The organism is Pseudomonas sp. UYEF17 (assembly GCF_040546125.1).
Taxonomy (GTDB): Bacteria; Pseudomonadota; Gammaproteobacteria; order Pseudomonadales; family Pseudomonadaceae; genus Aquipseudomonas; species Aquipseudomonas putida_Z.
The window spans coordinates 1-21,526 of the sequence record NZ_JBEPNE010000025.1 but is presented as its reverse complement, the minus strand read 5'-3'; the positions used below and the strand labels follow the sequence as shown (position 1 = coordinate 21,526).

Sequence of the window (21,526 nt, the reverse complement as noted above, 5' to 3'; positions counted from 1 at the left end):
ATCAGCTCCAGCCAGCCTTGCCGCGGCGCCCAGCGTACAGCAGGAGCAGCACCAGGAACGAGAACACCAGCATGGCACCGGCCAGCCAGTGTGCTTGCGAATAGGCCATGGCCTCGACATGGTCGAAAATCTGCACCGAGACCACGCGTGTCTTGTCGGGGATGTTGCCGCCAATCATCAACACCACGCCGAACTCGCCCACGGTGTGGGCGAAACCGAGGATGCTGGCGGTGATGAAGCCCGGGCGGGCCAACGGCAGCACCACGTGGACGAAGGTATCCCAGGGGCTGGCGCGCAGTGTGGCGGCCACTTCCAGCGGGCGCTGGCCAATGGCGCCGAAGGCATTCTGCAGCGGCTGGACCACGAACGGCATGGAGTAGATCACCGAGCCGATCACCAGGCCGGTGAAGCTGAACACCACGCTGCCCAGGCCCAGCGCCTGGGTCGCCTGGCCCAGCCAGCCATGCGGGCCGAGGGCGATCAGCAGGTAGAAGCCGATAACCGTGGGTGGCAGCACCAGCGGCAAGGCCACCACCGCGCCCACCGGCCCACGCAGCCACGAGCGCGTGCGCGCCAGCCACCAGGCGATGGGCGTGCCGATGATCAGCAGGATCAGGGTGGTCAGGCTGGCCAGTTTCACGGTCAGCCAGATGGCACCCAGGTCACTGGCGTCCAGTGGCATCAGATTTCATAACCGTAGGATTTGATCACTGCCGCGGCTTTCGGGCCTTTCAGGTAGTCGACCAGGGCCTTGGCGGCGGGGTTGTCCTTGCCTTTTTCGAGGATTACCGCGTCCTGGCGGATGGGCTCGTGAAGGGAAGAGGGAACGATCCAGGCCGAACCGCTTTCGACCTTGCCGTCCTTGTAGATTTGCGACAGGGCGACAAAGCCCAGCTCGGCGTTGCCGGTGGAGACGAACTGGAACGCCTGGGTGATGTTCTGCCCTTCGACCAGCTTGGGCTTGGTGGCTTCGGTCAGCTTCAGCTTGCCCAGCACCTGGGTGGCGGCCAGGCCGTAGGGAGCGGTTTTCGGGTTGGCGATGGACAGGTGCTTGAACTGGTTCTTCTTCAGCACTTCGCCGTTGGCGTCGACATAGCCGGGCGTGGCCGACCACAGGGCCAGGGTGCCGATGGCGTAGGTGAAGCGCGAGCCCGGGACAATGGCCTTTTCCTGCTCGAGCTTGGCCGGGGTGCTGTCGTCGGCAGCCAGGAATACCTCGAACGGCGCCCCGTTCTTGATTTGTGTGTAGAACTGGCCGGTGGCGCCATAGGCGGCGACCAGCTTGTGGCCGGTGTCTTTTTCGAAGTCCTTGGCAATGGCCTGGATGGGGGCTGTGAAGTTCGCTGCGACCGCGACCTGGACTTCATCGGCCCAGGCAGTGTTGAAGGCGAGCAGACTGGCCAGGGCGGCGGCAGCCAGGTGGGACGGGCGGATACGCATGAAGACAGTTCCTTGGGGGTTATCGTTATAGCCTGAACTATATAGCGATAGGCCATGGGCCGGGAAGGGGGCAAGGTCATGCGTAAGCAGGCCAGGCCCTTTCGCGGGTAAACCCGCTCCCACAGGGTCGCCCCAATATTCGAATTGTGGGAGCGGGTTCACCCGCGAAGAGGCCGGACCTGCTTATGCAGAAGCCTGGCGGCCGATCACTGCCAGCGCCTTTTCGGCAATCTCCCGGGTCAGCTCGCCCGCCGGCATATGCCTGCCCAGCCGCAACGCCTGCCCCGACCACAGGTTGCTGAAATCGCTATTGCCCTGCGGATCCGTAATCGCCCGCAAAGGCATAAGCGCTCCGCCGGCCAGTGGGAAGCGTGGCGCAAGGTCGCTCATCGGCCCCAGCTCACGCATGATGCGGTTGTTGATGCCGCGCGCCGCTCGGCCGGTGAACAGGTTGGTCAGCGCCGTGTCGCTGGCGGGTGCGCTGTCCAGGGCCTGGCGATGCGCCGGCGAGACCTTGGCCTCGGGGCAGAACAGGTACGCTGTTCCGATCTGCACTGCCGAAGCACCCAAGGCCAGTGCCGCCAACAGGCCGCGGTGGTCAGCAATGCCGCCGGCGGCAATCACCGGCACGCTGACCGCATCGGCCACCTGTGGCACCAGGGCGAAGGTGCCGATCTGGCTGGTGATATCGTCGCTGAGGAACATGCCGCGATGGCCGCCCGCTTCATAGCCCATGGCAATGATCGCATCACAGCCGTGGTGCTCCAGCCACACGGCTTCCTCTACGGTGGTGGCGCTGGACAGCACCTTGGCACCGCTGGCCTTTACCCGTTGCAGCAGGTCGGCCTGGGGCAGACCGAAGTGGAAACTCACCACCTCCGGGCGCAGTTGCTCGACCAGCTGGCAGCTCTGTTCGTCGAAAGGCGCGCGGTTGGACACCGGCGTGGGCGCCGCGAAGTCTGCGCCCACTTCGCTGTAATAGGGCTCGAGCGCCTGCTTCCAGCGTGCATCGCGCTCGGCATCGGGCGCTGGCTGCTGGTGGCAGAAGAAGTTCAGGTTCAACGGGCGGCCCGGGCAGCCGGCGCGGAAGGCGGCGATCTCGGCGCGCACCTGGTCGCCCGTGAGCATGGCGCAGGGCAGGGCGCCCAAACCGCCCGCCAGGCCCACGGCAATGGCCATGCCCGAGCCCGTCGCGCCGGCCATGGGGGCCTGCAGAATGGGCAACTCGATGCCCAGCAGGTCGAGGATGCGGCGGTCGGGCCAGTGGCTCATGCGGTTCTCCTTGCGCGGGCGAGCGGCGGGGCGGGTTCTTACAAGGCTTTGCTGACCTGGATGTCGCTGATCTTCTCGGCGTCTTCGCCGTGAATCTTGCGCAGGGCTTCCAGGGCTTGTTCGAGGGAGGCGTCGGGCATCAGTGCGAAGTCCCAGCGGCGCTGGCCGTCGAGCTTGTACTTGATGACGTACTTGGTGGTCTGGGTCATGGTGGCCTTATCTGAGTTTCGACGATGAACGACGGACGATCTTGATCTTGTGGGTCAAGGTTGGCTTGCGGGTGACCGAGATCGGGCGGGATGTCACGGTATCGATGGTGATGTTCCAGAAACCGGTGCTGGGCACGGTGATCTTCGCCGGGAACTTGTCGAAATGGCCACCGTGGTAGGTGTGACGGCCGCCGTTCTTGAAGCTGCGGAAGTTGGCGTCGTTCATCAGGCGGATATTGCAGCGCTGGGAGCACTCGATGACGACGATGTCGTCCTCGTTCAGGTGCTCGCGCTGGTGTACGAATTTCATGTGATGCTCCGCAAGGATTGGTTCTGCAAAGGCGAAAGATACCACGATGTCGGGTTACACTGCCGCGCTGTTCCGCCAGGCGTAGATAAATCTGCCAAAGCAGGGAGCAAAACAGCCTGGCTGTGGTCGAAGCGGATTCTTGAAGGCAGAGGTGCTGCAAATGAAGTGGATGGTGGCGGCGTTGGCGGTGACGCTGGGTGGCTGTGTGAGTGTTACGGAACTGGAACAGTCGCGTGAAACGCTGGATGTGATCTCCGGCAAGTCCCCGCGCGCGTATGCCGATTGCGTCAAGCAGAAGCTGGCCGATAGTCGCGACCCGCTGGTGGAAGAGCAGCGTGGTGATGGCCTGCGGCTGATCGTGCCGCAGAAGATCAGCTCGGGCGTGGGCCCGGCGGCGCTGGTGGATATCGACAAGCGTGGCAGCGGCAGCAGCATCAAGCTGCACGAGCGGCTGAACAACTTCCCGCTGCGCCTGGGCGACGTGCGCACCGCAGCCACCCAATGCATCTCCGGTAGTTGATCCAGGGCAACTGATCACGCTCCTTTTGCTTATATGTTTTAGGCCTAAGCATATAACAATAGAAAAGGAGATTCGTGATGACACCGTTGAGTCGCGTCGTGATCGGCAGTCTGCTGATCCTGGCCTGGCCCGCGGCGCATGCCGCCGATGGCCAGAAAGTCTTCACCCAGGGCGGGGCCAACCCCGCCGCCATGGCTTGCCTGGGTTGCCATGGCCCGGACGGCAAGGGCATTGCCGCTGCCGGCTTCCCACGCCTGGCCGGGCTGCCGGCCACTTACCTCAGCAAGCAATTGCATGATTGGCGCAACGGCAGCCGCAAGCAGCCGGTGATGGAGCCGCTTGCCAAGGCCCTGAGCGAGGATGAAATCAAGGCTGTCAGCACCTATCTGGCCAGCCTGCCGGCAGACCCTGCAGGCGACCTGCGTCGCCAGCAGATTGCCGATGACCCCACCACCCGCATGGCCCTGTACGGTGACTGGAGCCGGCAGATTCCTGGTTGCGTGCAATGCCATGGCCCGGGCGGTGGCGGGGTTGGCGAACACTTCCCGCCCTTGGCCGGCCAGCCCGCCAGTTACCTGGTGGCGCAGCTCAATGCCTGGCGTGACGGCACCCGCAGCAATGACCCCAACCAGCTGATGGTCGGTGTGGCCAAGGCCATGACCGATGACGAGATCAAGGCCGTTGCCGAGTTCTTCGCCCGCCCCGCCAGCCAGGAGGTCAAGCCATGAAACCGATGATTCCAGCCCTGCTGCTGCTGGCCATGGGCAGCGCCCAGGCCGCCCAGATCGCCATGGAAGACCAGTCGCAGTTGAAAGTCCCTGGCGTGCAGGCTGCGCCACAGTTCGTGCCGCCAGCGGAAAGCGAGTTGCCTGCCAATGCCTTTGGCAAGATGGTGCGCGAGGGGCATGCCTTGTTCGTCGACACCCGCAGGTTGATGCCTGAGGCCGTGGGCAATGGCATGAACTGCAGCAACTGCCACCTTGACCAGGGGCGGCTGGCGCATTCCGCGCCGATGTGGGGGGCGTACCCGATGTACCCCGCGTACCGCAAGAAAAACGACAAGGTCAACACCTACGCCGAACGTATCCAGGGCTGCTTCCAGTTCAGCATGAACGGCAAGCCGCCTGCGGCAGACAGCCCGGAGATGACAGCGCTGTCGGTGTATTCGTATTGGCTGTCGACCAAGGCGCCGACTGGCGTGGAGATTGCCGGGCGAGGCTACCCGGAGGTGCCGCAACCCAAGGGCGGGTACGACTTCAAGCGCGGCCAGCAGGTTTACCGCGAGCAGTGTGCGATCTGCCACGGCGACAACGGCGAGGGGCAGAAGGTAGCGGGCGAGTATGTGATGCCGCCGCTGTGGGGCAAGGACTCCTACAATTGGGGGGCCGGCATGCACCGCATCAACACCGCAGCGTCGTTCATCAAGTACAACATGCCGCTGGGCAAGCCGGGCAGCCTGAGTGACCAGCAGGCCTGGGACGTGGCGGCCTGGGTCAACCGCCATGAACGGCCGCAGGATCCGCGGCTGGTGGAAGGCTCCATCGAGAAGACGCGGGTAAAGTTCCACGCCAATGACGGGGTGAACCTGTATGGGCAGAAGGTCGATGGGGTGTTGATCGGGCAGGGCACGGGTAGCTGATGTATTGCCTGTGCCGGCCTCTTCGCGGGTAAACCCGCTCCCACAGGTACTGCACAGCATTCAGAGCCTGTGGTGATCCTTGTGGGAGCGGGTTTACCCGCGAAGAGGCCAGTACAGGCAACCCCGATTTCCTGTCATCGAACGGTCATGGATGACAGCAATATTTACGATCCCTCGGAACTATCTACACTGGGTTATCTCTATCTTCCCATCGATCGGCCACAGGTAGGGCATTGTAAGGTGACTGCCGCCTGATTAGACTGCGCCGAATTCCACAGGCCTAGCCTTTTGTAAGGACGTATATGATCAAAAAATGCTTGTTCCCGGCAGCCGGTTACGGCACCCGCTTCCTGCCCGCTACCAAAGCCATGCCCAAGGAAATGCTGCCGGTGGTCAACAAGCCACTGATCCAGTATGGCGTTGAAGAGGCACTGGATGCCGGTCTGAACGAGATCTCCATCGTCACCGGGCGCGGCAAGCGTGCTTTGGAAGACCACTTCGACATCAGCTACGAGCTGGAAAACCAGATCAAGGGCACCGACAAGGAAAAATACCTGGTTGGTATCCGTCGCCTGCTCGACGAGTGCTCGTTCTCCTACACCCGCCAGACCGAAATGAAAGGCCTGGGCCACGCCATCCTGACTGGCCGCCCGCTGATCGGCGACGAGCCGTTCGCCGTGGTGCTGGCGGACGACCTGTGCGTGAACCCGGAAGGTGACGGCGTACTGACCCAGATGGTCAAGCTGTACAACCAGTTCCGTTGCTCGATCGTCGCCATCCAGGAAGTCGATCCGCAGGAAACCAACAAGTACGGCGTGATCGCCGGCGACATGATCCGTGACGACATTTTCCGCGTCACCAACATGGTCGAGAAGCCAAAGCCGGAAGATGCCCCGTCGAACCTGGCGATCATCGGTCGCTACATCCTGACCCCGGACATCTTCGACATCATCGCCAACACCGAGCCGGGCAAAGGTGGCGAGATCCAGATCACCGACGCCCTGATGCAACAGGCGCAGAACGGCTGCGTGATCGCCTACAAGTTCAAAGGCAAGCGTTTCGACTGCGGTGGCGCCGAGGGCTACATCGACGCGACCAACTTCTGCTTCGAGAACTACTACAAGACTGGCAAGGCTTACTGATAAGCCGCTACTTGTATCAAAGCTGATAACTGGGGCTGCTTTGCAGCCCTTCGCGGGCACGCCCGCTCCTACAGGTACTGTGCAGGCCTTCAAGGTTGTGCCGGTACTGTGGGAGCGGGCGGGCCCGCGAAGGGGCGCAAAGCGGCCCCAGTGCGTTATGCTGGGCGCCTGCCTAGGAGAGTGAATACATGGCCTACGATTTTGATCTGTTCGTGATTGGTGCCGGGTCCGGCGGTGTGCGCGCGGCGCGGTTTGCCGCCGGCTTCGGCGCAAAGGTGGCAGTGGCCGAGAGCCGCTACCTGGGCGGTACCTGCGTCAACGTGGGTTGCGTGCCGAAAAAACTGCTGGTGTACGGCGCACACGTCGCCGACGAACTGGAGCAGGCCGCAGGCTTCGGCTGGACCCTGGAAGAAGGGCATTTCGACTGGGGCACCCTGATTGCCAACAAGAACCGGGAAATCGAGCGCCTCAACGGCATCTACCGCAACCTGCTGGTCAACAGCGGGGTCGCCCTGCTGCAGGGGCATGCGCGCCTGACCGGTGCCAACGAAGTGGAAGTGGACGGCCAGCGCTACACCGCCGAGCACATCCTAATCGCTACCGGTGGCTGGCCACAGGTGCCGGACATTCCGGGCAAGGAACTTGCCATCACCTCCAACGAAGCCTTCTACCTCAAGGACCTGCCACGCCGGGTGCTGGTGGTGGGCGGTGGCTACATCGCCGTCGAGTTCGCCGGCATCTTCCAGGGCCTGGGGGCGGCTACCACGCTGCTGTACCGTGGCGACCTGTTCCTGCGTGGCTTCGACGGTTCGGTGCGCACGCACCTGAAGGAAGAACTGGAAAAGCGCGGCCTCGACCTGCAGTTCAACGCCGACATCCAGCGCATCGACAAGCTCGAGGACGGCAGCCTGAAGGCCACCCTCAAGGATGGCCGCGAGCTGGTCACCGATTGCGTGTTCTATGCCACCGGCCGGCGCCCGATGCTGGACAACCTGGGCCTGGAAAACACCGGTGTCGAACTGGATGCACGCGGTTACATTCGGGTTGACCAGCAGTACCAGACCACCGCGCCGTCGATCCTGGCCATTGGCGACGTGATTGGCCGCGTGCAATTGACTCCGGTGGCTCTGGCCGAGGGCATGGCCGTGGCCCGGCGCCTGTTCAAGCCCGAGCAATACCGCCCTGTGGACTACCAGAACATACCCACCGCGGTATTCAGCCAGCCGCCCATCGGCACCGTGGGCCTGACCGAGGAGCAGGCGCTGGAGGCCGGGCACAAGGTGCAGGTATTCGAGAGCCGCTTCCGTGCGATGAAACTGACCCTGACCGACATCCAGGAAAAGACCCTGATGAAGCTGGTGGTCGATGCCGAGACCGACAAGGTGCTGGGCTGCCACATGGTTGGCCCCGACGCCGGCGAGATCATCCAGGGCCTGGGCGTTGCCCTGAAGGCCGGTGCGACCAAGCAGCAGTTCGACGAAACCATTGGCGTGCACCCGACCGCGGCCGAAGAGTTCGTGACCATGCGCACAGCGACACGCTGATCCCAACGGAACGCATACCGTTGTAGGAGCGGCCTTGTGTCGCGATGGGCTGCGAAGCAGCCCCAGTATTTCTGCAATCGTGAGATACACAGGGGCTGCTTCGCAGCCCATCGCGACACAAGGCCGCTCCTACAGGAGTGATCCGACCATGGAGTCAGGAGGTACGACCCCGCAATCCTTTGCTCAGCCCATTCCCTTCTATTAATTATCCTCGGTTATAGCCAAAACCAATCACAAGCATGAGCTTTGCCAATGAGCCTTTGTCGGGACCAGCGGTTAGGATTCTCTCCATCAACTGATTCCAACCCCATGAAGGAGCGTCTCTCATGCCAATCATCAACAGCCAGGTCAAACCGTTCAACGCCACCGCCTACCACAAGGGCGAGTTCGTCCAGGTCAGCGAAGCCGACCTGAAAGGCAAGTGGTCTGTCGTGTTCTTCTACCCGGCCGACTTCACCTTCGTCTGCCCGACCGAACTGGGTGACCTTGCTGACAACTACGCCGAGTTCCAGAAGCTGGGCGTGGAAATCTACGGCGTGTCCACCGATACCCACTTCACCCACAAAGCCTGGCACGACACTTCGGACACCATCGGCAAGATCCAGTACCCGCTGATCGGTGACCCGACCCACGTCATCTCGCGCAACTTCGATGTGCTGATCGAAGAAGCCGGCCTGGCCGATCGTGGTACCTTCGTGATCAACCCGGAAGGCCAGATCAAGATCGTCGAACTGAACGACGGTGGTGTAGGCCGCGATGCTGCCGAACTGCTGCGCAAGGTGAAGGCTGCCCAGTACGTTGCCGCTCACCCAGGCGAAGTTTGCCCGGCCAAGTGGAAAGAAGGCGAAGCCACCCTGGCTCCATCGCTGGACCTGGTCGGCAAGATCTAATTTTCGCCCGATAAGCGCCTGCGCGACGACCATGCTGCGTTGAAAACAGGCTCGGAATGCTCATTGACAACCTGTCAACTCCGCTTCCTCGCCTGTTTTCGCCTTGCCTGATCGCCGCGCAGGCACTTCTCGAACGAAAATCCGATCATGCGCATGTCGCGGGCGGTAGCCAGCCGCCAAAGCTGAAGTACCTACCGCCCCGTAGAAGCGCCCGGGCGACCTCGCCTGGGCGTTTTTGTATCCGAGTTTTGAAAAAGGAATCGCCCGTATGTTGGACGCCACGCTTAAATCGCAACTGAAAACCTACCTGGAGCGGGTCACCCAGCCGATCGAGATCGTTGCCTCCCTCGACGACGGCGCGAAATCCCGCGAATTGCACGATCTGCTGGTGGAAATTGCCAGCTTGTCGAACCTTATTACCTTCAGCGCGGACGGCAGCGATGCCCGTCGTCCATCGTTCTCGCTGAACCGCCCGGGAGCCGACATAAGCCTGCGCTTCGCCGGCATCCCCATGGGCCACGAATTCACCTCGCTGGTGCTGGCACTGCTGCAAGTCGGTGGCCACCCGTCCAAGGCCAGTGCCGAAGTGATCGAACAGATCCAGGCTCTGGAAGGCGAGTTCACCTTCGAAACCTACTTCTCGCTGTCGTGCCAGAACTGCCCGGACGTGGTCCAGGCACTGAACCTGATGGCGGTGCTCAACCCCAACGTGCGCCACGTGGCCATCGACGGCGCGCTGTTCCAGGCGGAAGTGGAATCGCGCAAGATCATGGCGGTGCCGAGCATCTACCTGAACGGCGAAGTGTTCGGCCAGGGCCGCATGGGCCTGGAAGAAATCCTCGGCAAGATCGACACCAACGCAGCCGGTCGCCAGGCCGAGAAGATCAACGCCAAGGACGCCTTCGACGTGCTGGTGGTCGGTGGTGGCCCAGCCGGCGCTTCGGCAGCCATCTATGCCGCGCGTAAAGGCATCCGCACCGGTATCGCGGCCGAGCGTTTCGGCGGCCAGGTGCTCGATACCCTGGCCATCGAGAACTTCATCTCGGTACAGGAAACCGAAGGGCCGAAGCTGGCCACGGCGCTGGAAGAGCACGTCAAGCAGTACGACGTGGACATCATGAACCTGCAGCGCGGTGAAGCGCTGATCCCGGCCACCGATGGCGGCCTGCACGAAGTACACCTGGCTGGCGGCGCCTCGCTCAAGGCCAAGACCGTGATCCTGGCAACCGGTGCCCGCTGGCGCGAAATGAACGTGCCGGGCGAGCAGGAATACCGCGCCCGTGGCGTGGCCTACTGCCCGCACTGCGACGGCCCGCTGTTCAAGGGCAAGCGCGTGGCGGTGATCGGTGGTGGCAACTCGGGCGTGGAGGCGGCCATCGACCTGGCGGGTATCGTCGCCCAGGTAACGTTGATCGAGTTCGACAGCCAGCTGCGTGCCGATGCGGTACTGCAGCGCAAGTTGCACAGCCTGCCGAACGTGAAGGTGATCACCAGTGCGCTGACCACCGAAGTGCTGGGCAATGGCGAAAAGGTGACCGGCCTGCGTTACAAGGACCGCACCACCGACCAGCAGCATGAAGTGGCGCTGGAAGGCATCTTCGTGCAGATTGGCCTGCTGCCGAACACCGACTGGCTGAAAGGAACCGTCGAGTTGTCGCCGCGAGGCGAGATCATCGTTGATGCCAAGGGCCAGACCAGCATCCCGGGTGTGTTTGCGGCGGGTGACGTGACGACTGTGCCGTACAAGCAGATCGTGATTGCGGTGGGTGAGGGGGCCAAGGCATCGCTGGCGGCCTTTGACCACCTGATCCGCACTTCGGCACCGGCGTAAGCCCGTACCGGCCTCTTCGCGGCTAAAGCCGCTCCCACAGGTACTGCGCAGATTTTGCAAACTGTGCAGATCCCTGTAGGAGCGGCTTTAGCCGCGAAAGGGCCGGTACAAGCAAAGCAATAACCGAGGATGTCTATGATTACTGCAGACACCCTCAGGAATCACACCCATGACCCTGATCAGCCGCGAACCCTGGTGGCTAGTCCCCCCAAAACCCGGGCAGCAAGAGCAGGACCTGCACTGGGGCTACCTGGAAATCTACGCCGACGGCCGCACCGTGTTCGTCGACCAGCGCCCCAGTGACCGGGAGTTGGCCGAGCGCAAGAGCTGCCGCAACTTCCCCGACCCCGAGCCGTGACGGCTCAGCCTTCCAGTTCGGCCAGGCGTGCCTCCAGCGCCGCGATGCGCGCTTCGAGGGCTTCGATGCGCTCTTCCGACACATTGCCACCGCTGCTGCGTGCCCCGCCTTCCTGCTGCCGTGCAGCCAGGATCGCCTCGATTTCCGCCGGGTCGCCCAAGGCATGGGTGTAACGGTCTTCGCGCTGGCCGGCCTGGCGTGGCAGGTGCAAGGCCAGGCCGCGCGAAATCAGGCGCTCCAGCTGGTGCTGGATCTGCTCGGTGTCGTCGAAGTCGTGCAGGCGGTTGCTGCGGGTCAGCAGTTCGTTGAGGGTTTGCGGCCCGCGCAGGAACATCAGGCCCATCAGCACCAGTTGCGCCGGCACCAGCTCCAGCGCCTTGTCCACCCGTTGTTCCCAGCGGTCGGCGCGGCTGCCCATCTGCAGGCGGGTCATGTCTTGCCCCTCGAGGGCGCGCAGGGCCTGGCCGACCTGGCCTTGGGTGAGGTTCATCACCGGCTCGCGACTGGTCTTCTGGTTGCAGGCCAGGACCAGGGCGTTGAGGGTCAGCGGGTAGCTTTCCGGGCTGGTGGCCTGCTTCTCGATCAGCGAGCCGAGAATACGGATCTCGATGCTGTTGAAGCGGCCTTCGCCGGCGGTTTCGTGTTCTGACATGGCCCTGTCTCATTGCTGGGGAAAGGCCACTAGGGTAGGTAATGCCATCGTGTTAGGCAATTGGCACCTGTGGGAGCGGGTTCACCCGCGAACACCGGCGCAGCCGGTGCCATGCACCGCGTCGTCTGATTCGCGGGTGAACCCGCTCCCACAGGGCCCCGGCAAACTCAGGCTTTACGCTCTTCAGCCTGGCACGCCGCCGCTGTAAACAGCACATCGGTCGAAGAATTCAGCGCCGTCTCGGCCGAGTCCTGCAGCACGCCGATGATGAAGCCAACCGCCACTACCTGCATGGCAATTTCGCTAGGGATGCCAAACAGGCTGCACGCCAGCGGAATCAGCAGCAGCGAGCCACCGGCCACACCCGAGGCGCCGCAGGCACAGACCGCCGCCACCACGCTGAGCAGCACGGCGGTCGGCAGGTCCACCGGAATACCCAGGGTATGTACAGCCGCGAGCGTCAGCACGGTAATGGTGATGGCGGCACCGGCCATGTTGATGGTCGCACCCAGAGGGATCGACACCGAGTAGGTGTCTTCATGCAGGCCAAGGCGCTCCGACAGGGCCAGGTTGACCGGGATGTTGGCCGCCGAGCTACGGGTGAAGAACGCGGTGATACCGCTTTCGCGCAGGCACAGCAGGGTCAGCGGGTAGGGGTTGCGGCGGATTTTCCAATACACGATCAGCGGGTTCATCACCAGCGCCACGAACAGCATGCAGCCGATCAGCACCGCCAGCAGGTGCAGGTAGCCGAGCAGGGCGTCCAGGCCCGACTGGGCCAGCGTGGCGCTGACCAGGCCGAAGATGCCCAGCGGGGCGAAGCGGATGACCACGCGCACGATCAGGGTCACGCCATTGGACAGGTCCTCGACCACGGTGCGGGTGGTTTCGCCGGCATGGCGCAGGGCCACGCCCAGGCCGATGGCCCAGGTCAGCACACCGATGAAGTTGGCGTTGAGCAGGGCGTTGATCGGGTTGTCGACCGCACTCAGCAGCAGGTTCTGCAGCACCTCGGTGATGCCGCCCGGCGCGCTCAGCGTAGCGTCGCCGGTGCTCAGCACCAGGTTCGACGGGAACAGCATGCTGGCAACCACCGCGACTACCGCGGCGCCGAAGGTACCCAACAGGTACAGCCAGAGGATCGGGCGGATGTGGGTTTCCTGGCCGTGGCGGTGGTTGGCGATCGAGGCCATGACCAGGATGAACACCAGCACGGGTGCCACCGCCTTGAGGGCGCTGACGAACACCTTCCCGAGGAAGGCCATGTCGCGGGCGATGGCGGGCGCGAGCAGGGCCAGGGCGATGCCGGCGATCAGGCCGATGACGATCTGCGTCACCAGGCTGGTGCGGTTGAGGAAGCGGAGGACGGGGGTCATGTGCAGCGATATCCCAGCATGTTCAAAAAGGGCGCGACTTTACCATAGACCTTCGTCGAGCAGGGCGGCCTGAAGAAGTCAGCGCCCGCGCCGCCGCGACACCCGCGCCTCGATGTTCTTGCGCCCGATCAGCAGCGGCGGCTTCTCCACTACCGGCTCGTCCGCCAGCCACTTGTACATCACCAGGCAGTCCACCAGCCCCAGGCGGGCATGGCGGTAGGCCTTGGGCAGGCGGCCAACGGTTTCGAAGCCCAGCTTGTGCCACAGCGCCACTGCCACCTCATTGGTGGCCACCACCGAGTTGAACTGCAGGGCCAGAAAGCCCTCCTGGCGTGCCTGTTTCTGGGAGTGTTCGCACATCAACCGCGCAACGCCGCGGCCGCGTGCCGCTTCACAGACCATGTAGCCGCAATTGCCCACGTGCCCACCAGGCCCGGCGGCATTGGCCTTGAGGTAATACGAACCCAGCATCGCGCCGTCTTCCTCGGCCACGAATGTGCGCACGGGCAGTTCCAGCCACAGCTGGCGGGCCTGATCGAAGCTGAGGGCCGGGTCGAATGCGTAGGTTTCACGGGCCTGTACGACGGCCTGGAAGGTGGGCCAGAAGCGTTCGAAGTCTTCCGGTGTCATGGGGCGGATGTGGATCATGCGGGTTCCTGCAAGGGCTGGGCCGCCCAGTCTGGGTGGCGCGGCGCCGTCGCGCAAGGGCGGCGACGCCAATTGCGCTCAGCCGTTGGCCTTGCCCACCGCATCCATGGCACGTGCCGAGTAGACCAGCGCGGCACCGGCGTTCATCGCCACGGCCACGCCAAGGGCCTCGGCGATTTCCTCGCGGCTGGCGCCGTGCTTGACGGCCTGCTGCGAATGCACCGCGATGCAGCCATCGCAGCGTGTGGTCACGGCCACGGCGAGGGAGATCAGCTCGCGGGTCTTGGCGTCCAGGTGGTTGGTCTTGGCCCCTGCGCCGCTGGCGGTCATGTAGCCGGCCACGGTGTCAGGGGAAAGCTGCTTGAGATCGCCGATGCCGGCCATCAACTGCTTACGGTAGGCGTCCCAGTCCATCATGCTCATCGTCTTCACCTTGGGGAGGTTGCGAGTGGAGCTTTCAGGCTAGTCGAAGAGTGGAAAGTGTGAGGCTTGTACTTTGGTTGGTTGCGCGCAGGCCTTTTGGCTGCGCGCAACCACACCGATCAGATGTAGATGAACACCAGCACCAACGCCGCGACGAATGCCCACTTCTCCAGGTAGTAACGCGTGCGGTTGCGCTTCTTCATCGCCTTGCCACGTTCGCGGATCTTGTAGATGCGGGTGAACAGACGGTTGATGCCACCGGTCTTGTCGCCGGCATCATTGGGTGCGGCGGCAGCGGCCATGACGTTGCGGCTGAACCAGCGGTTGAACGCGGTCGCCCAGCGGTACTTGAGCGGGCGTTCAACGTCGCAGAACAGGATGATGCGGTTGTGCTCGGTGGTATTGGCCGCGTAGTGGATGTAGGTCTCGTCGAAGACCACGCCCTCGCCATCGCGCCAGGAATACTTCTCACCGTCCACGTCGATGTAGCAACCGTCGTCGTTCGGCGTGTCCAGGCCCAGGTGGTAGCGGTACGAACCGGCATACGGGTCACGGTGGCGCACCAGCTTGGCGCCCGGCGGCAGGGTGGCGAACATGGCGGCCTTGACCGTGCCGATGCCTTTGAGCAACTCGGTGGTGCGTGGGCACAGGGTCATCGCCGACGGGTGGCTTTCGCCGTACCACTTCAGGTAGAAGCGCTTCCAGCCGGTCTTGAAGAATGAGTTGAAACCGACATCATCGTAATTGTCGGACTTCTTGATTTCGCCCACATGCAGCAGTTGCTGGGCTTCCTCGCGGATTTCCTGCCAATGGTCCTGCAGCGTCTGCAGTTCGGGGAAGGCCTCCACCGGCAGGTACGGCTTTGCAGGGTGCCGGGAAAACAGGTACAGGAAGCTGTTGACCGGGGCCAGGAAGCTGGAGTGGTCGCCCAACTGACGGGTCAGCTTGTGGCGAACGCGACCGCGCAGGTGAACATAGGCGATCGAGAGGGCGAAGATGAGTACGAGTGCAATTTTCATGGACGTTTACTTGTCGAAAAATGGCCATGCGCCATGGCATTAGCCCGCCAGCATAAACAATCATGGGGGTAGTTTGTACTTATTGTTACGAAACGACGGGGCGACTTAGGTTTAATGCCCGGTAGCCTTGCGCAAACGTTTCATGTTCAGGAGTTCGTATGATTCAGGACGTACGCCCCAGCGGTACCCCCTTCAAGCGGCTGTTCTTTGCCTTGCCGGTCAGCGATGCCCAGCGCCGCGCCCTGGCCCAGTGGCGGCGTGGCTTGAACCTGCGCAGCGGCAGGCCAGTGCCGGCTGCCAACTTCCATGTAACAATGCTGTTCCTTGGCGATGTGGATACCGCCCAGGTGCCGGCAATTTGTGCGGCGGTCGACCAGCTGGCCCTACCGGCCACGTCACCACGGCTGTTACTGGACCGTTTGCAGGTGTGGCAGCGGGCCAGCGCCCTGGTGCTGGAGGCGCAGCAGACCCCACCGGCCCTGTTGCAACTGGTGTACAGCTTGCAGCAGGCGCTGCTGCCGTTGGGGGTGGAAGCGGCCGACCGTGAGTATCGCCCGCACCTAACGCTGGCCAGGGACTACCGCGGCCAGCCGCCAGAGGCCAGCAGCGCGCCGGATTTCTACCTCGCCGCCCGCCATTTCACACTGTACGAGTCGCGCAAGGGCGCTTACTGGCCATTGGCGCAGTGGCCGCTTTCGAGCTGATCCAGGCTGCGGCCGGCATTGTGGGTGTTGCTGGTAGGCGCCTGCTGGTGGGGGCGGTGGATGCCTTGTGCCAGGCGGCTGCGACGGGGGAGTTGGAGGCCGGGCAGGCCAAGGCCGAATTGCAGGCAGCGATAGTGGCGATGGTCGAGCGGCACTGCACATAACTCATTGAATTAGCAGGGGCCCTGTGGGAGCGGCTTTAGCCGCGAACACCGGCGCAGCCGGTGCCATGCACCGCGTTGGATTCTTCGCGGCTAAAAGCCGCTCCCACAGGGTACGCGGATTGCTTGCAATTTCAGTTATCTACGCGACAGCGCAGCCCAAAGGGCTGGGTGATCTCCCACAGGGTTTACGCATGGCTTGCTGGCGATGAGCCAGTGAAGGCCACTACACCGGCAGGCTCTGGTACGGCAATTCATCCCCCGGGCTGCGGTCGAACTGGCGCTTGTACTCGCGGCTGAACTGCGAGGTGCTCTGGTACCCCACCCGGTGCGCGGTCTGCGCCACCCCCAGGCCTTCGCCGATCAGCATCTGCTGCGCCTTTAGTAGCCGCAGGCGCTTGAGGTACTGCATTGGTGCCATGTCGGTGCAGCGCTTGAAGTGCTCGTGGAAGGTCGAAACGCTCATGTTGGCGCGCGCGGCCAGCGCTTCCACGCTCAGCGGCTCGGTGTAGTGTTCGCGCAGGTGGGCAAGGGCGGCGCCGATGCGGGCGAAGTGCCCTTGTTGCTCCACCAGCGCCCGCAATACGCCTGCCTGTGGGCCGCGCAAGGCGGTGTACAGCACCTCGCGTACCCGCGCCGGGCCCAGCACCTTGGCGTCCACTGGGTCCTGCAGGCAGCGCAGCAGCCGTTCCACGCATTCGCGCATCGGCGCATCGAGTGCCGCCGAGGTCATCGACTGCGGGGTTTGCGCCTGCACCGCGGCATCCGGCGCCAGGGCCATGCTTTGCACCAGTTCACCCAGCACGCCGCGGTCGATGTCCACCGCCACGCCCAGCAACGGTGCTTCGGGGGTGGCGAAGGTTTCGCACATGAACGGCACCGACAGTGCCTGCACCAGGTAATGCCCGGCGCCGTACTCCAGGGTACGCGGCCCCAGGCGTGCCAGCTTGCTGCCCTGGGCCAGGATCATCAGGCTGGGTTCGTAGATCTGCGGGCTGCTGGCCACATAGTGGTCCCAGCTCAGCACCTGCACCTGGGGCAGGTGCGTGGGCACGAAGCCCGGGCGCGTGGCGAGGCTGCGGATCAGTGTGCAAAGCGGCGCATTGGCGTCGACGTGGCGGGTCAGTTGCATGATGGACCTGGGCAGAGGATCAGACAGTCTGATCATCGCAGAATGAACGCTCGGCGCCAGGTGCTGCATGGCATCTTCGGAGAATCAGGCATCGATGCCGGAGAATCAGCCGTGGGCGAGGCGGCGCATGGCGCGCAGAATGCGCCGCCTGAATCGTTTCACTTCATAGCGAGGCCCTGCATGTACACCGCCATCGGTTACGCCGCCCAGACCCCCACCAGCCCTCTGGCTCCCATGATCTTCGAGCGTCGCAGCCCGCGCCCTGACGACGTCGCCATCGATATCCTGTACTGCGGCGTGTGCCACTCCGACATTCACCAGGCGCGCAACGAATGGGGCATTGCCGTGTACCCGCTGATGCCGGGCCACGAGATCATCGGTCGCGTCACCGCGGTGGGCGAAAAAGTGACCGCGCACAAGGTCGGTGACCTGGTCGGCGTTGGCTGCATGGTCGACTCGTGCCGCCACTGCGAAGCCTGTGCCAAGGACCTGGAGCAGTACTGCCTGGAAGGCCCGACCATGACCTACGCCACCCCGGACCGGGTCGACGGTAGCAACACCATGGGCGGTTACTCCAGCAGCATCGTGGTCAGCGAGCACTTCGTGGTGCGCATCCCGGCCGGCATGGACCTGCCAAGTGCCGCGCCAATCCTCTGCGCTGGCATCACCACCTATTCGCCGCTCAAGCACCACGGTGTCGGCCCCGGTCACAAGATCGGCATCCTCGGCATGGGCGGCCTGGGCCACATGGCTATCAAGCTGGCCAAGGCCCTGGGCGCCGAAGTGACCCTGTTCACCCGCTCCCAGGCCAAGGCCGAGGAAGCCCGTCGCCAGGGTGCCGACCATGTGATCGTGTCCACCGATGCCGAGCAGATGCACGCCGCGGCGGGCCGTTTCGACTTCCTGCTCGACACCATCCCGGTGCAGCACGACCTCAACCCGTACCTGGAAACCCTGAAATTCGATGGCGTGCATATCCTGGTCGGCCTGATCGAGCCGATCGACCCGGCGGTGCATGCGGCCAATCTGGTGATGAAGCGCCGGGTGCTGGCGGGGTCGTTGATCGGTGGTATTGCCGAGACCCAGGAAGTGCTGGATTTCTGTGCCGAGCACGCCATTCGTTGTGATATCGAGTTGCTGGATATCCGCAACATCAACCAGGCGTATGAGCGGATGATTGCCGGGGACGTGAAGTACCGGTTCGTGATCGATATGGCTACTTTGCAAGGCTGATTGGTTGCCTGCCCCGGCCTCTTCGCAGGCTCGCCCGCTCCCACAGGTAAATCACAGCCTACGAAGTCTGTGCAGTACCTGTGGGAGCGGGCGAGCCCGCGAATAGGCCAGTACAGGCAATGAAAATGCTGGATCTGTTACCAGGCCAATGCCCTGTCCCAGCCTTTCCAGAACAACCACCGCCGTACCTCGCCATGCGCCCCGGTACCGATCTGCCAGGCCGGCCGCCCGTTGTCCAGGGCAATCACCGAAACGAACCCGGCATGGCTCGCCGCTACCAGGGTACGCCCGTCCGCACTGATATCCAGCGCACTGATGGTCGACCCCAGGTAATGCTGCCAATGCTCCATGCCATCTTCGCCAAATGCCCGCAGGTAACCATAGGCATCCCCCACGATGTACTCGCCGTCGCGCGCCACGCCGGCATATACCCGTGCGCCATCCTGTACCAGCGGGGTACGCGGGTCCTGGCTGTAGTAGTCGGTATCCAGCCCCGGCAAGTCGGCCACCCTGACAGCCAGCGTGGCACCGCTGTAGAAATGGCAGGCATTGACTATCAACTGGTCACCCGCGCGGTTGAACAGCGCAAAGTGCGGATACTCGCTGGCCGGGCCGATTGCCGCCACGGGCCTGAGCTGGTCGTCCAGCACCAGGTGACGGCTGCCTTGCTCACCGACCACGATCAACCGGCCATCCGCCGACACCGCACCGTGCTCCATGCTCAGCCCGAGGCTGATGTCGTCGGGGTCGGTGCCTTCGTCCAGCTCGTCGAGCACCCGCGCTTGGTGCGGCAGCAGGCGGGTCGCGCCGTGGCGCGTCAGCAGGAAGATACCCTCGGCACTCACCAGCAGCACCCGCTGGCCATCCGGGAAGGGGATCAGCGCGGTTGGCGTCGGCGGCAGGTCGAATGGCTCGAACGGGTAACCCGGCGGTAACCCCTCCAACCCCGTGGGCCAGGCCAGGCGCAGCACCTGCGGGCCGCCCCAGCCATCGGTCACGCGTATGCCCTCGGCATTGGCCAGGGCGAAATAGCGGCGGGCCGGGCAGCGGCCGAAGTGATCGACGCCGATCACCGGGGTCACCCCGAGAGGGTCGATGCGCACCACCTGGCCTTTGTCATGCGGCATGCCGATACGTGCCAGCAGGCTGCCATCCTCCAGCAGCAGGACGTTGCCGATGCCTTGCCCGTGCTCCTTGATCAGCGGCAGCAATGGGTGGTGGGCGGGTGGCCAGGCTTCGCGGAAGGCTTGCTGCTCGAAGGCTTCTACGCCAGGCCGGTTGGCTGCTTGCAGGGCTTGCAGCCAGGCATTGAGCAAATGATCGGTGGCTTGCGGCAGGGGCTCTTCGAGGTCATCCCAGCCTTGCGCGCGGCCCTGCGCGACATAGTCGTTGACGGCCTGGGCATAGGCAGTAACCGCCTGCTGCCACTGTTGCTGCTGGGAGTGCTGCTGGTCCATGAGCGGATCGGGCTCCTTGTTGCATACGCGTTCGCACAAAGCGCGCATGTTACTCCTTCTGCCCGCCTCGCGGTTGTGAGCCCCCGGCTTGACGCGTACCATGCCGGGCATTCCTTCCAATAACAAAGCGTGCGTCCACACCCCGGCAAGCGGGTGGCTGGCGTGCGTCCTGTTGCCTTGCCTGCGGAGAAGCGGTTTGCACCCATGAACGGACCCACACCCACCAACATGCCACCCACGGCGGGTAGCGGCAGCTGGCTGAGCGTCATTGCCCTGGCCCTGGCGGCCTTCATCTTCAACACCACCGAGTTCGTCCCGGTGGCGCTGCTCAGCGACATTGGCCGCAGCTTCGACATGAGCACCGCGCAGGTCGGCCTGATGCTGACCATCTACGCCTGGGTGGTGGCGCTGGCCTCGCTGCCGATGATGCTGCTGACCCGCAACATCGAGCGGCGGCGCCTGTTGCTGTTCGTGTTCCTGGTGTTCATCGTCAGCCACCTGCTGTCGTGGCTGTCACAGAGCTTTGCCATGTTGCTGGTCAGCCGCATCGGTATTGCCCTGGCGCATGCGGTGTTCTGGGCCATCACCGCCTCCCTGGCGGTACGCGTGGCGCCGCCAGGGCAGCAGGCCAAGGCGCTGGGCCTTTTGGCCACTGGCACCACCCTGGCCATGGTCCTGGGCATCCCGCTGGGCCGCGTGGTGGGCGAAGCGCTGGGCTGGCGCATCACCTTCCTGAGCATTGCCGGGGTGGCGCTGGCGACCATGCTGTGCCTGATGAAGTCGCTGCCGCTGCTGCCCAGCCAGAACTCGGGCTCGCTGCGCAGCCTGCCGATCCTGTTCAAGCGCCCGGCGCTGGTGATCACCTATGTGCTGGTGACGTTGGTGATTACCGCGCAGTTCACTGCCTACAGCTACATCGAACCGTTCGCCCTGCACGTGGCGCAGATAGGCGGTGAGCGCACCACGCTGCTGTTGCTGCTGTTCGGCGGTGCCGGGGTGTTCGGCTCGTTGCTGTTCAGCCGTTACAGCGACCGCTTCCCGCATGGCTTCCTGGTAGGGTCGATCGGCCTGCTGGCGGCGTGCCTGTTGCTGCTGTTGCCGCTGTCGGGCAACTTCTACATGTTTGCCGCGTTGAGCATGTTCTGGGGGGTGGCGATCCTCAGCTTCAGCCTGTCGCTGCAGTCCAAGACCCTGAAGCTGGCGTCCGATGCCACCGATGTGGCCATGGCGCTGTTCTCGGGTATCTACAACATCGGTATTGGCGGTGGTGCGTTGCTGGGCAGTATCGTCAGCAGCCAGCTGGACGTGGCGGATATCGGCCTGGTGGGCGGTAGCGTGGCGGTGGCCGGGTTGCTGCTGGCTGTGGCCAGCACCCGGCGGTTCCGCGAGGCGCTGACGCACTGATCTGGGGCTGGTGCGTTCTTTGTAGGAGCGGCCGTGTGGGGGGGGGGGGGGGGGGGGGGGGGGGCCCCCCCCGGGGGGGCGGCCCCCCCCCCCCGGGGGGGGGGGGGGGGCGGCCCGGCGGGGCGCGCACCCCGCCCCCCACCCGCCCCGCGGGGGGGTGTG

At 63.9% G+C, this 21,526-nt stretch carries 24 protein-coding genes; 12 read left to right on the top strand and 12 right to left on the bottom strand.

Annotated features, from left to right (window positions below; genetic code table 11):
- Position 1 precedes the first annotated feature (1 nt).
- From modB to ABIB24_RS24705, 5 genes are all read right to left on the bottom strand, one after another.
- Positions 2–682: a molybdate ABC transporter permease subunit gene (gene modB, locus ABIB24_RS24725; protein ID WP_274120610.1), complete on the bottom strand. Its 681-nt coding sequence runs from the start codon at positions 680–682 to the stop codon at positions 2–4.
- Positions 682–1,440: a molybdate ABC transporter substrate-binding protein gene (modA, locus tag ABIB24_RS24720; RefSeq protein WP_274079815.1), complete on the bottom strand. Its 759-nt coding sequence runs from the start codon at positions 1,438–1,440 to the stop codon at positions 682–684. Before modA ends, modB begins: the two co-directional genes overlap by 1 nt.
- A gap of 183 nt (positions 1,441–1,623) precedes the next feature.
- Complete coding sequence (locus tag ABIB24_RS24715) at positions 1,624–2,712, bottom strand: NAD(P)H-dependent flavin oxidoreductase (RefSeq protein WP_354317439.1); 1,089 nt, start codon at positions 2,710–2,712, stop codon at positions 1,624–1,626.
- A 38-nt stretch (positions 2,713–2,750) separates the two neighbouring features.
- Positions 2,751–2,921, bottom strand: coding sequence for a hypothetical protein (locus ABIB24_RS24710; RefSeq protein WP_013973186.1), 171 nt, complete (start codon positions 2,919–2,921; stop codon positions 2,751–2,753).
- 7 nt (positions 2,922–2,928) lie between these two features.
- Positions 2,929–3,231: a DUF1883 domain-containing protein gene (locus tag ABIB24_RS24705; protein WP_274120607.1), complete on the bottom strand. Its 303-nt coding sequence runs from the start codon at positions 3,229–3,231 to the stop codon at positions 2,929–2,931.
- A 160-nt stretch (positions 3,232–3,391) separates the two neighbouring features.
- On the opposite strand from ABIB24_RS24705, the gene ABIB24_RS24700 reads away from it, so the two are divergent.
- The 8 genes from ABIB24_RS24700 to ABIB24_RS24665 all read left to right on the top strand — a co-directional run bounded on the left by ABIB24_RS24700 (position 3,392) and on the right by ABIB24_RS24665 (position 11,155).
- Positions 3,392–3,751, top strand: a complete 360-nt coding sequence (locus ABIB24_RS24700; protein WP_274079813.1) for a hypothetical protein — start codon at positions 3,392–3,394, stop codon at positions 3,749–3,751.
- Positions 3,752–3,828: 77 nt separating this feature from the next.
- On the top strand, positions 3,829–4,479 hold the full coding sequence (locus ABIB24_RS24695) for a c-type cytochrome (RefSeq protein ID WP_025339667.1): 651 nt from the start codon (positions 3,829–3,831) through the stop codon (positions 4,477–4,479).
- Entirely contained in the window at positions 4,476–5,390 is a 915-nt protein-coding gene (locus ABIB24_RS24690) for a c-type cytochrome (protein ID WP_025339666.1), read from the top strand. Before ABIB24_RS24695 ends, ABIB24_RS24690 begins: the two co-directional genes overlap by 4 nt.
- Before the next feature lie 302 nt (positions 5,391–5,692).
- Positions 5,693–6,532 (top strand): UTP--glucose-1-phosphate uridylyltransferase GalU, encoded by an 840-nt coding sequence (gene galU / locus ABIB24_RS24685; protein WP_013973181.1) that lies wholly within the window; start codon positions 5,693–5,695, stop codon positions 6,530–6,532.
- Positions 6,533–6,720: 188 nt separating this feature from the next.
- Positions 6,721–8,076: a glutathione-disulfide reductase gene (gene gorA, locus ABIB24_RS24680; RefSeq protein WP_274079958.1), complete on the top strand. Its 1,356-nt coding sequence runs from the start codon at positions 6,721–6,723 to the stop codon at positions 8,074–8,076.
- A gap of 326 nt (positions 8,077–8,402) precedes the next feature.
- Positions 8,403–8,966 (top strand): alkyl hydroperoxide reductase subunit C, encoded by a 564-nt coding sequence (gene ahpC, locus ABIB24_RS24675; RefSeq protein WP_004375926.1) that lies wholly within the window; start codon positions 8,403–8,405, stop codon positions 8,964–8,966.
- Between the two features lie 268 nt (positions 8,967–9,234).
- Positions 9,235–10,797: an alkyl hydroperoxide reductase subunit F gene (gene ahpF / locus ABIB24_RS24670; protein ID WP_274079959.1), complete on the top strand. Its 1,563-nt coding sequence runs from the start codon at positions 9,235–9,237 to the stop codon at positions 10,795–10,797.
- A gap of 169 nt (positions 10,798–10,966) precedes the next feature.
- A complete protein-coding gene (locus tag ABIB24_RS24665; protein ID WP_013973178.1) occupies positions 10,967–11,155 on the top strand; it encodes a hypothetical protein in 189 nt (62 codons plus the stop codon).
- A gap of 4 nt (positions 11,156–11,159) precedes the next feature.
- Here ABIB24_RS24665 and ABIB24_RS24660 read toward each other — a convergent pair whose 3' ends face one another.
- From ABIB24_RS24660 to lpxO, 5 genes are all read right to left on the bottom strand, one after another.
- Positions 11,160–11,807 carry a YceH family protein gene (locus ABIB24_RS24660; RefSeq protein ID WP_025339663.1) on the bottom strand — a complete coding sequence of 216 codons (648 nt, stop codon included), beginning with the start codon at positions 11,805–11,807 and terminating at the stop codon, positions 11,160–11,162.
- Between the two features lie 167 nt (positions 11,808–11,974).
- The gene (sstT, locus tag ABIB24_RS24655; RefSeq protein WP_085706308.1) at positions 11,975–13,183 is read right to left on the bottom strand and encodes a serine/threonine transporter SstT; all 1,209 of its coding nucleotides are present in this window, start codon (positions 13,181–13,183) and stop codon (positions 11,975–11,977) included.
- Between the two features lie 78 nt (positions 13,184–13,261).
- Positions 13,262–13,831 carry a GNAT family N-acetyltransferase gene (locus ABIB24_RS24650; protein ID WP_274079960.1) on the bottom strand — a complete coding sequence of 190 codons (570 nt, stop codon included), beginning with the start codon at positions 13,829–13,831 and terminating at the stop codon, positions 13,262–13,264.
- Positions 13,832–13,909: 78 nt separating this feature from the next.
- Positions 13,910–14,254 (bottom strand): carboxymuconolactone decarboxylase family protein, encoded by a 345-nt coding sequence (locus tag ABIB24_RS24645; protein WP_013973174.1) that lies wholly within the window; start codon positions 14,252–14,254, stop codon positions 13,910–13,912.
- A gap of 119 nt (positions 14,255–14,373) precedes the next feature.
- The gene (lpxO, locus tag ABIB24_RS24640) at positions 14,374–15,273 is read right to left on the bottom strand and encodes a lipid A hydroxylase LpxO (protein ID WP_025339660.1); all 900 of its coding nucleotides are present in this window, start codon (positions 15,271–15,273) and stop codon (positions 14,374–14,376) included.
- Positions 15,274–15,431: 158 nt separating this feature from the next.
- Here lpxO and thpR point away from each other — a divergent pair, with 158 nt between their 5' ends.
- On the top strand, positions 15,432–15,977 hold the full coding sequence (gene thpR, locus ABIB24_RS24635) for an RNA 2',3'-cyclic phosphodiesterase (protein WP_025339659.1): 546 nt from the start codon (positions 15,432–15,434) through the stop codon (positions 15,975–15,977).
- Positions 15,959–16,141 (top strand): hypothetical protein, encoded by a 183-nt coding sequence (locus ABIB24_RS24630; RefSeq protein WP_274079961.1) that lies wholly within the window; start codon positions 15,959–15,961, stop codon positions 16,139–16,141. The genes thpR and ABIB24_RS24630 overlap by 19 nt, the downstream gene beginning before the upstream one ends.
- A 223-nt stretch (positions 16,142–16,364) precedes the next feature.
- Here ABIB24_RS24630 and ABIB24_RS24625 read toward each other — a convergent pair whose 3' ends face one another.
- Entirely contained in the window at positions 16,365–17,270 is a 906-nt protein-coding gene (locus ABIB24_RS24625) for an AraC family transcriptional regulator (RefSeq protein WP_054572090.1), read from the bottom strand.
- A gap of 180 nt (positions 17,271–17,450) precedes the next feature.
- Here ABIB24_RS24625 and calA point away from each other — a divergent pair, with 180 nt between their 5' ends.
- Positions 17,451–18,503 (top strand): vanillin reductase, encoded by a 1,053-nt coding sequence (gene calA, locus ABIB24_RS24620; protein ID WP_274079962.1) that lies wholly within the window; start codon positions 17,451–17,453, stop codon positions 18,501–18,503.
- A gap of 137 nt (positions 18,504–18,640) precedes the next feature.
- Here calA and ABIB24_RS24615 read toward each other — a convergent pair whose 3' ends face one another.
- Positions 18,641–19,960, bottom strand: coding sequence for a PQQ-binding-like beta-propeller repeat protein (locus ABIB24_RS24615; RefSeq protein ID WP_354317431.1), 1,320 nt, complete (start codon positions 19,958–19,960; stop codon positions 18,641–18,643).
- A gap of 204 nt (positions 19,961–20,164) precedes the next feature.
- On the opposite strand from ABIB24_RS24615, the gene ABIB24_RS24610 reads away from it, so the two are divergent.
- Positions 20,165–21,364, top strand: a complete 1,200-nt coding sequence (locus ABIB24_RS24610; protein ID WP_274120605.1) for a sugar transporter — start codon at positions 20,165–20,167, stop codon at positions 21,362–21,364.
- Positions 21,365–21,526: the final 162 nt, after the last annotated feature.

What these genes read in the sequence shown, in the direction of transcription:
- modB (WP_274120610.1), bottom strand. Translation starts at nt 682, where the DNA reads ATGCCACTGGACGCCAGTGACCTGGGTGCCATCTGGCTGACCGTGAAA.
- modA (WP_274079815.1), bottom strand. Translation starts at nt 1,440, where the DNA reads ATGCGTATCCGCCCGTCCCACCTGGCTGCCGCCGCCCTGGCCAGTCTG.
- ABIB24_RS24715 (WP_354317439.1), bottom strand. Translation starts at nt 2,712, where the DNA reads ATGAGCCACTGGCCCGACCGCCGCATCCTCGACCTGCTGGGCATCGAG.
- ABIB24_RS24710 (WP_013973186.1), bottom strand. Translation starts at nt 2,921, where the DNA reads ATGACCCAGACCACCAAGTACGTCATCAAGTACAAGCTCGACGGCCAG.
- ABIB24_RS24705 (WP_274120607.1), bottom strand. Translation starts at nt 3,231, where the DNA reads ATGAAATTCGTACACCAGCGCGAGCACCTGAACGAGGACGACATCGTC.
- ABIB24_RS24700 (WP_274079813.1), top strand. Translation starts at nt 3,392, where the DNA reads ATGAAGTGGATGGTGGCGGCGTTGGCGGTGACGCTGGGTGGCTGTGTG.
- ABIB24_RS24695 (WP_025339667.1), top strand. Translation starts at nt 3,829, where the DNA reads ATGACACCGTTGAGTCGCGTCGTGATCGGCAGTCTGCTGATCCTGGCC.
- ABIB24_RS24690 (WP_025339666.1), top strand. Translation starts at nt 4,476, where the DNA reads ATGAAACCGATGATTCCAGCCCTGCTGCTGCTGGCCATGGGCAGCGCC.
- galU (WP_013973181.1), top strand. Translation starts at nt 5,693, where the DNA reads ATGATCAAAAAATGCTTGTTCCCGGCAGCCGGTTACGGCACCCGCTTC.
- gorA (WP_274079958.1), top strand. Translation starts at nt 6,721, where the DNA reads ATGGCCTACGATTTTGATCTGTTCGTGATTGGTGCCGGGTCCGGCGGT.
- ahpC (WP_004375926.1), top strand. Translation starts at nt 8,403, where the DNA reads ATGCCAATCATCAACAGCCAGGTCAAACCGTTCAACGCCACCGCCTAC.
- ahpF (WP_274079959.1), top strand. Translation starts at nt 9,235, where the DNA reads ATGTTGGACGCCACGCTTAAATCGCAACTGAAAACCTACCTGGAGCGG.
- ABIB24_RS24665 (WP_013973178.1), top strand. Translation starts at nt 10,967, where the DNA reads ATGACCCTGATCAGCCGCGAACCCTGGTGGCTAGTCCCCCCAAAACCC.
- ABIB24_RS24660 (WP_025339663.1), bottom strand. Translation starts at nt 11,807, where the DNA reads ATGTCAGAACACGAAACCGCCGGCGAAGGCCGCTTCAACAGCATCGAG.
- sstT (WP_085706308.1), bottom strand. Translation starts at nt 13,183, where the DNA reads ATGACCCCCGTCCTCCGCTTCCTCAACCGCACCAGCCTGGTGACGCAG.
- ABIB24_RS24650 (WP_274079960.1), bottom strand. Translation starts at nt 13,831, where the DNA reads ATGATCCACATCCGCCCCATGACACCGGAAGACTTCGAACGCTTCTGG.
- ABIB24_RS24645 (WP_013973174.1), bottom strand. Translation starts at nt 14,254, where the DNA reads ATGAGCATGATGGACTGGGACGCCTACCGTAAGCAGTTGATGGCCGGC.
- lpxO (WP_025339660.1), bottom strand. Translation starts at nt 15,273, where the DNA reads ATGAAAATTGCACTCGTACTCATCTTCGCCCTCTCGATCGCCTATGTT.
- thpR (WP_025339659.1), top strand. Translation starts at nt 15,432, where the DNA reads ATGATTCAGGACGTACGCCCCAGCGGTACCCCCTTCAAGCGGCTGTTC.
- ABIB24_RS24625 (WP_054572090.1), bottom strand. Translation starts at nt 17,270, where the DNA reads ATGCAACTGACCCGCCACGTCGACGCCAATGCGCCGCTTTGCACACTG.
- calA (WP_274079962.1), top strand. Translation starts at nt 17,451, where the DNA reads ATGTACACCGCCATCGGTTACGCCGCCCAGACCCCCACCAGCCCTCTG.
- ABIB24_RS24615 (WP_354317431.1), bottom strand. Translation starts at nt 19,960, where the DNA reads ATGGACCAGCAGCACTCCCAGCAGCAACAGTGGCAGCAGGCGGTTACT.
- ABIB24_RS24610 (WP_274120605.1), top strand. Translation starts at nt 20,165, where the DNA reads ATGAACGGACCCACACCCACCAACATGCCACCCACGGCGGGTAGCGGC.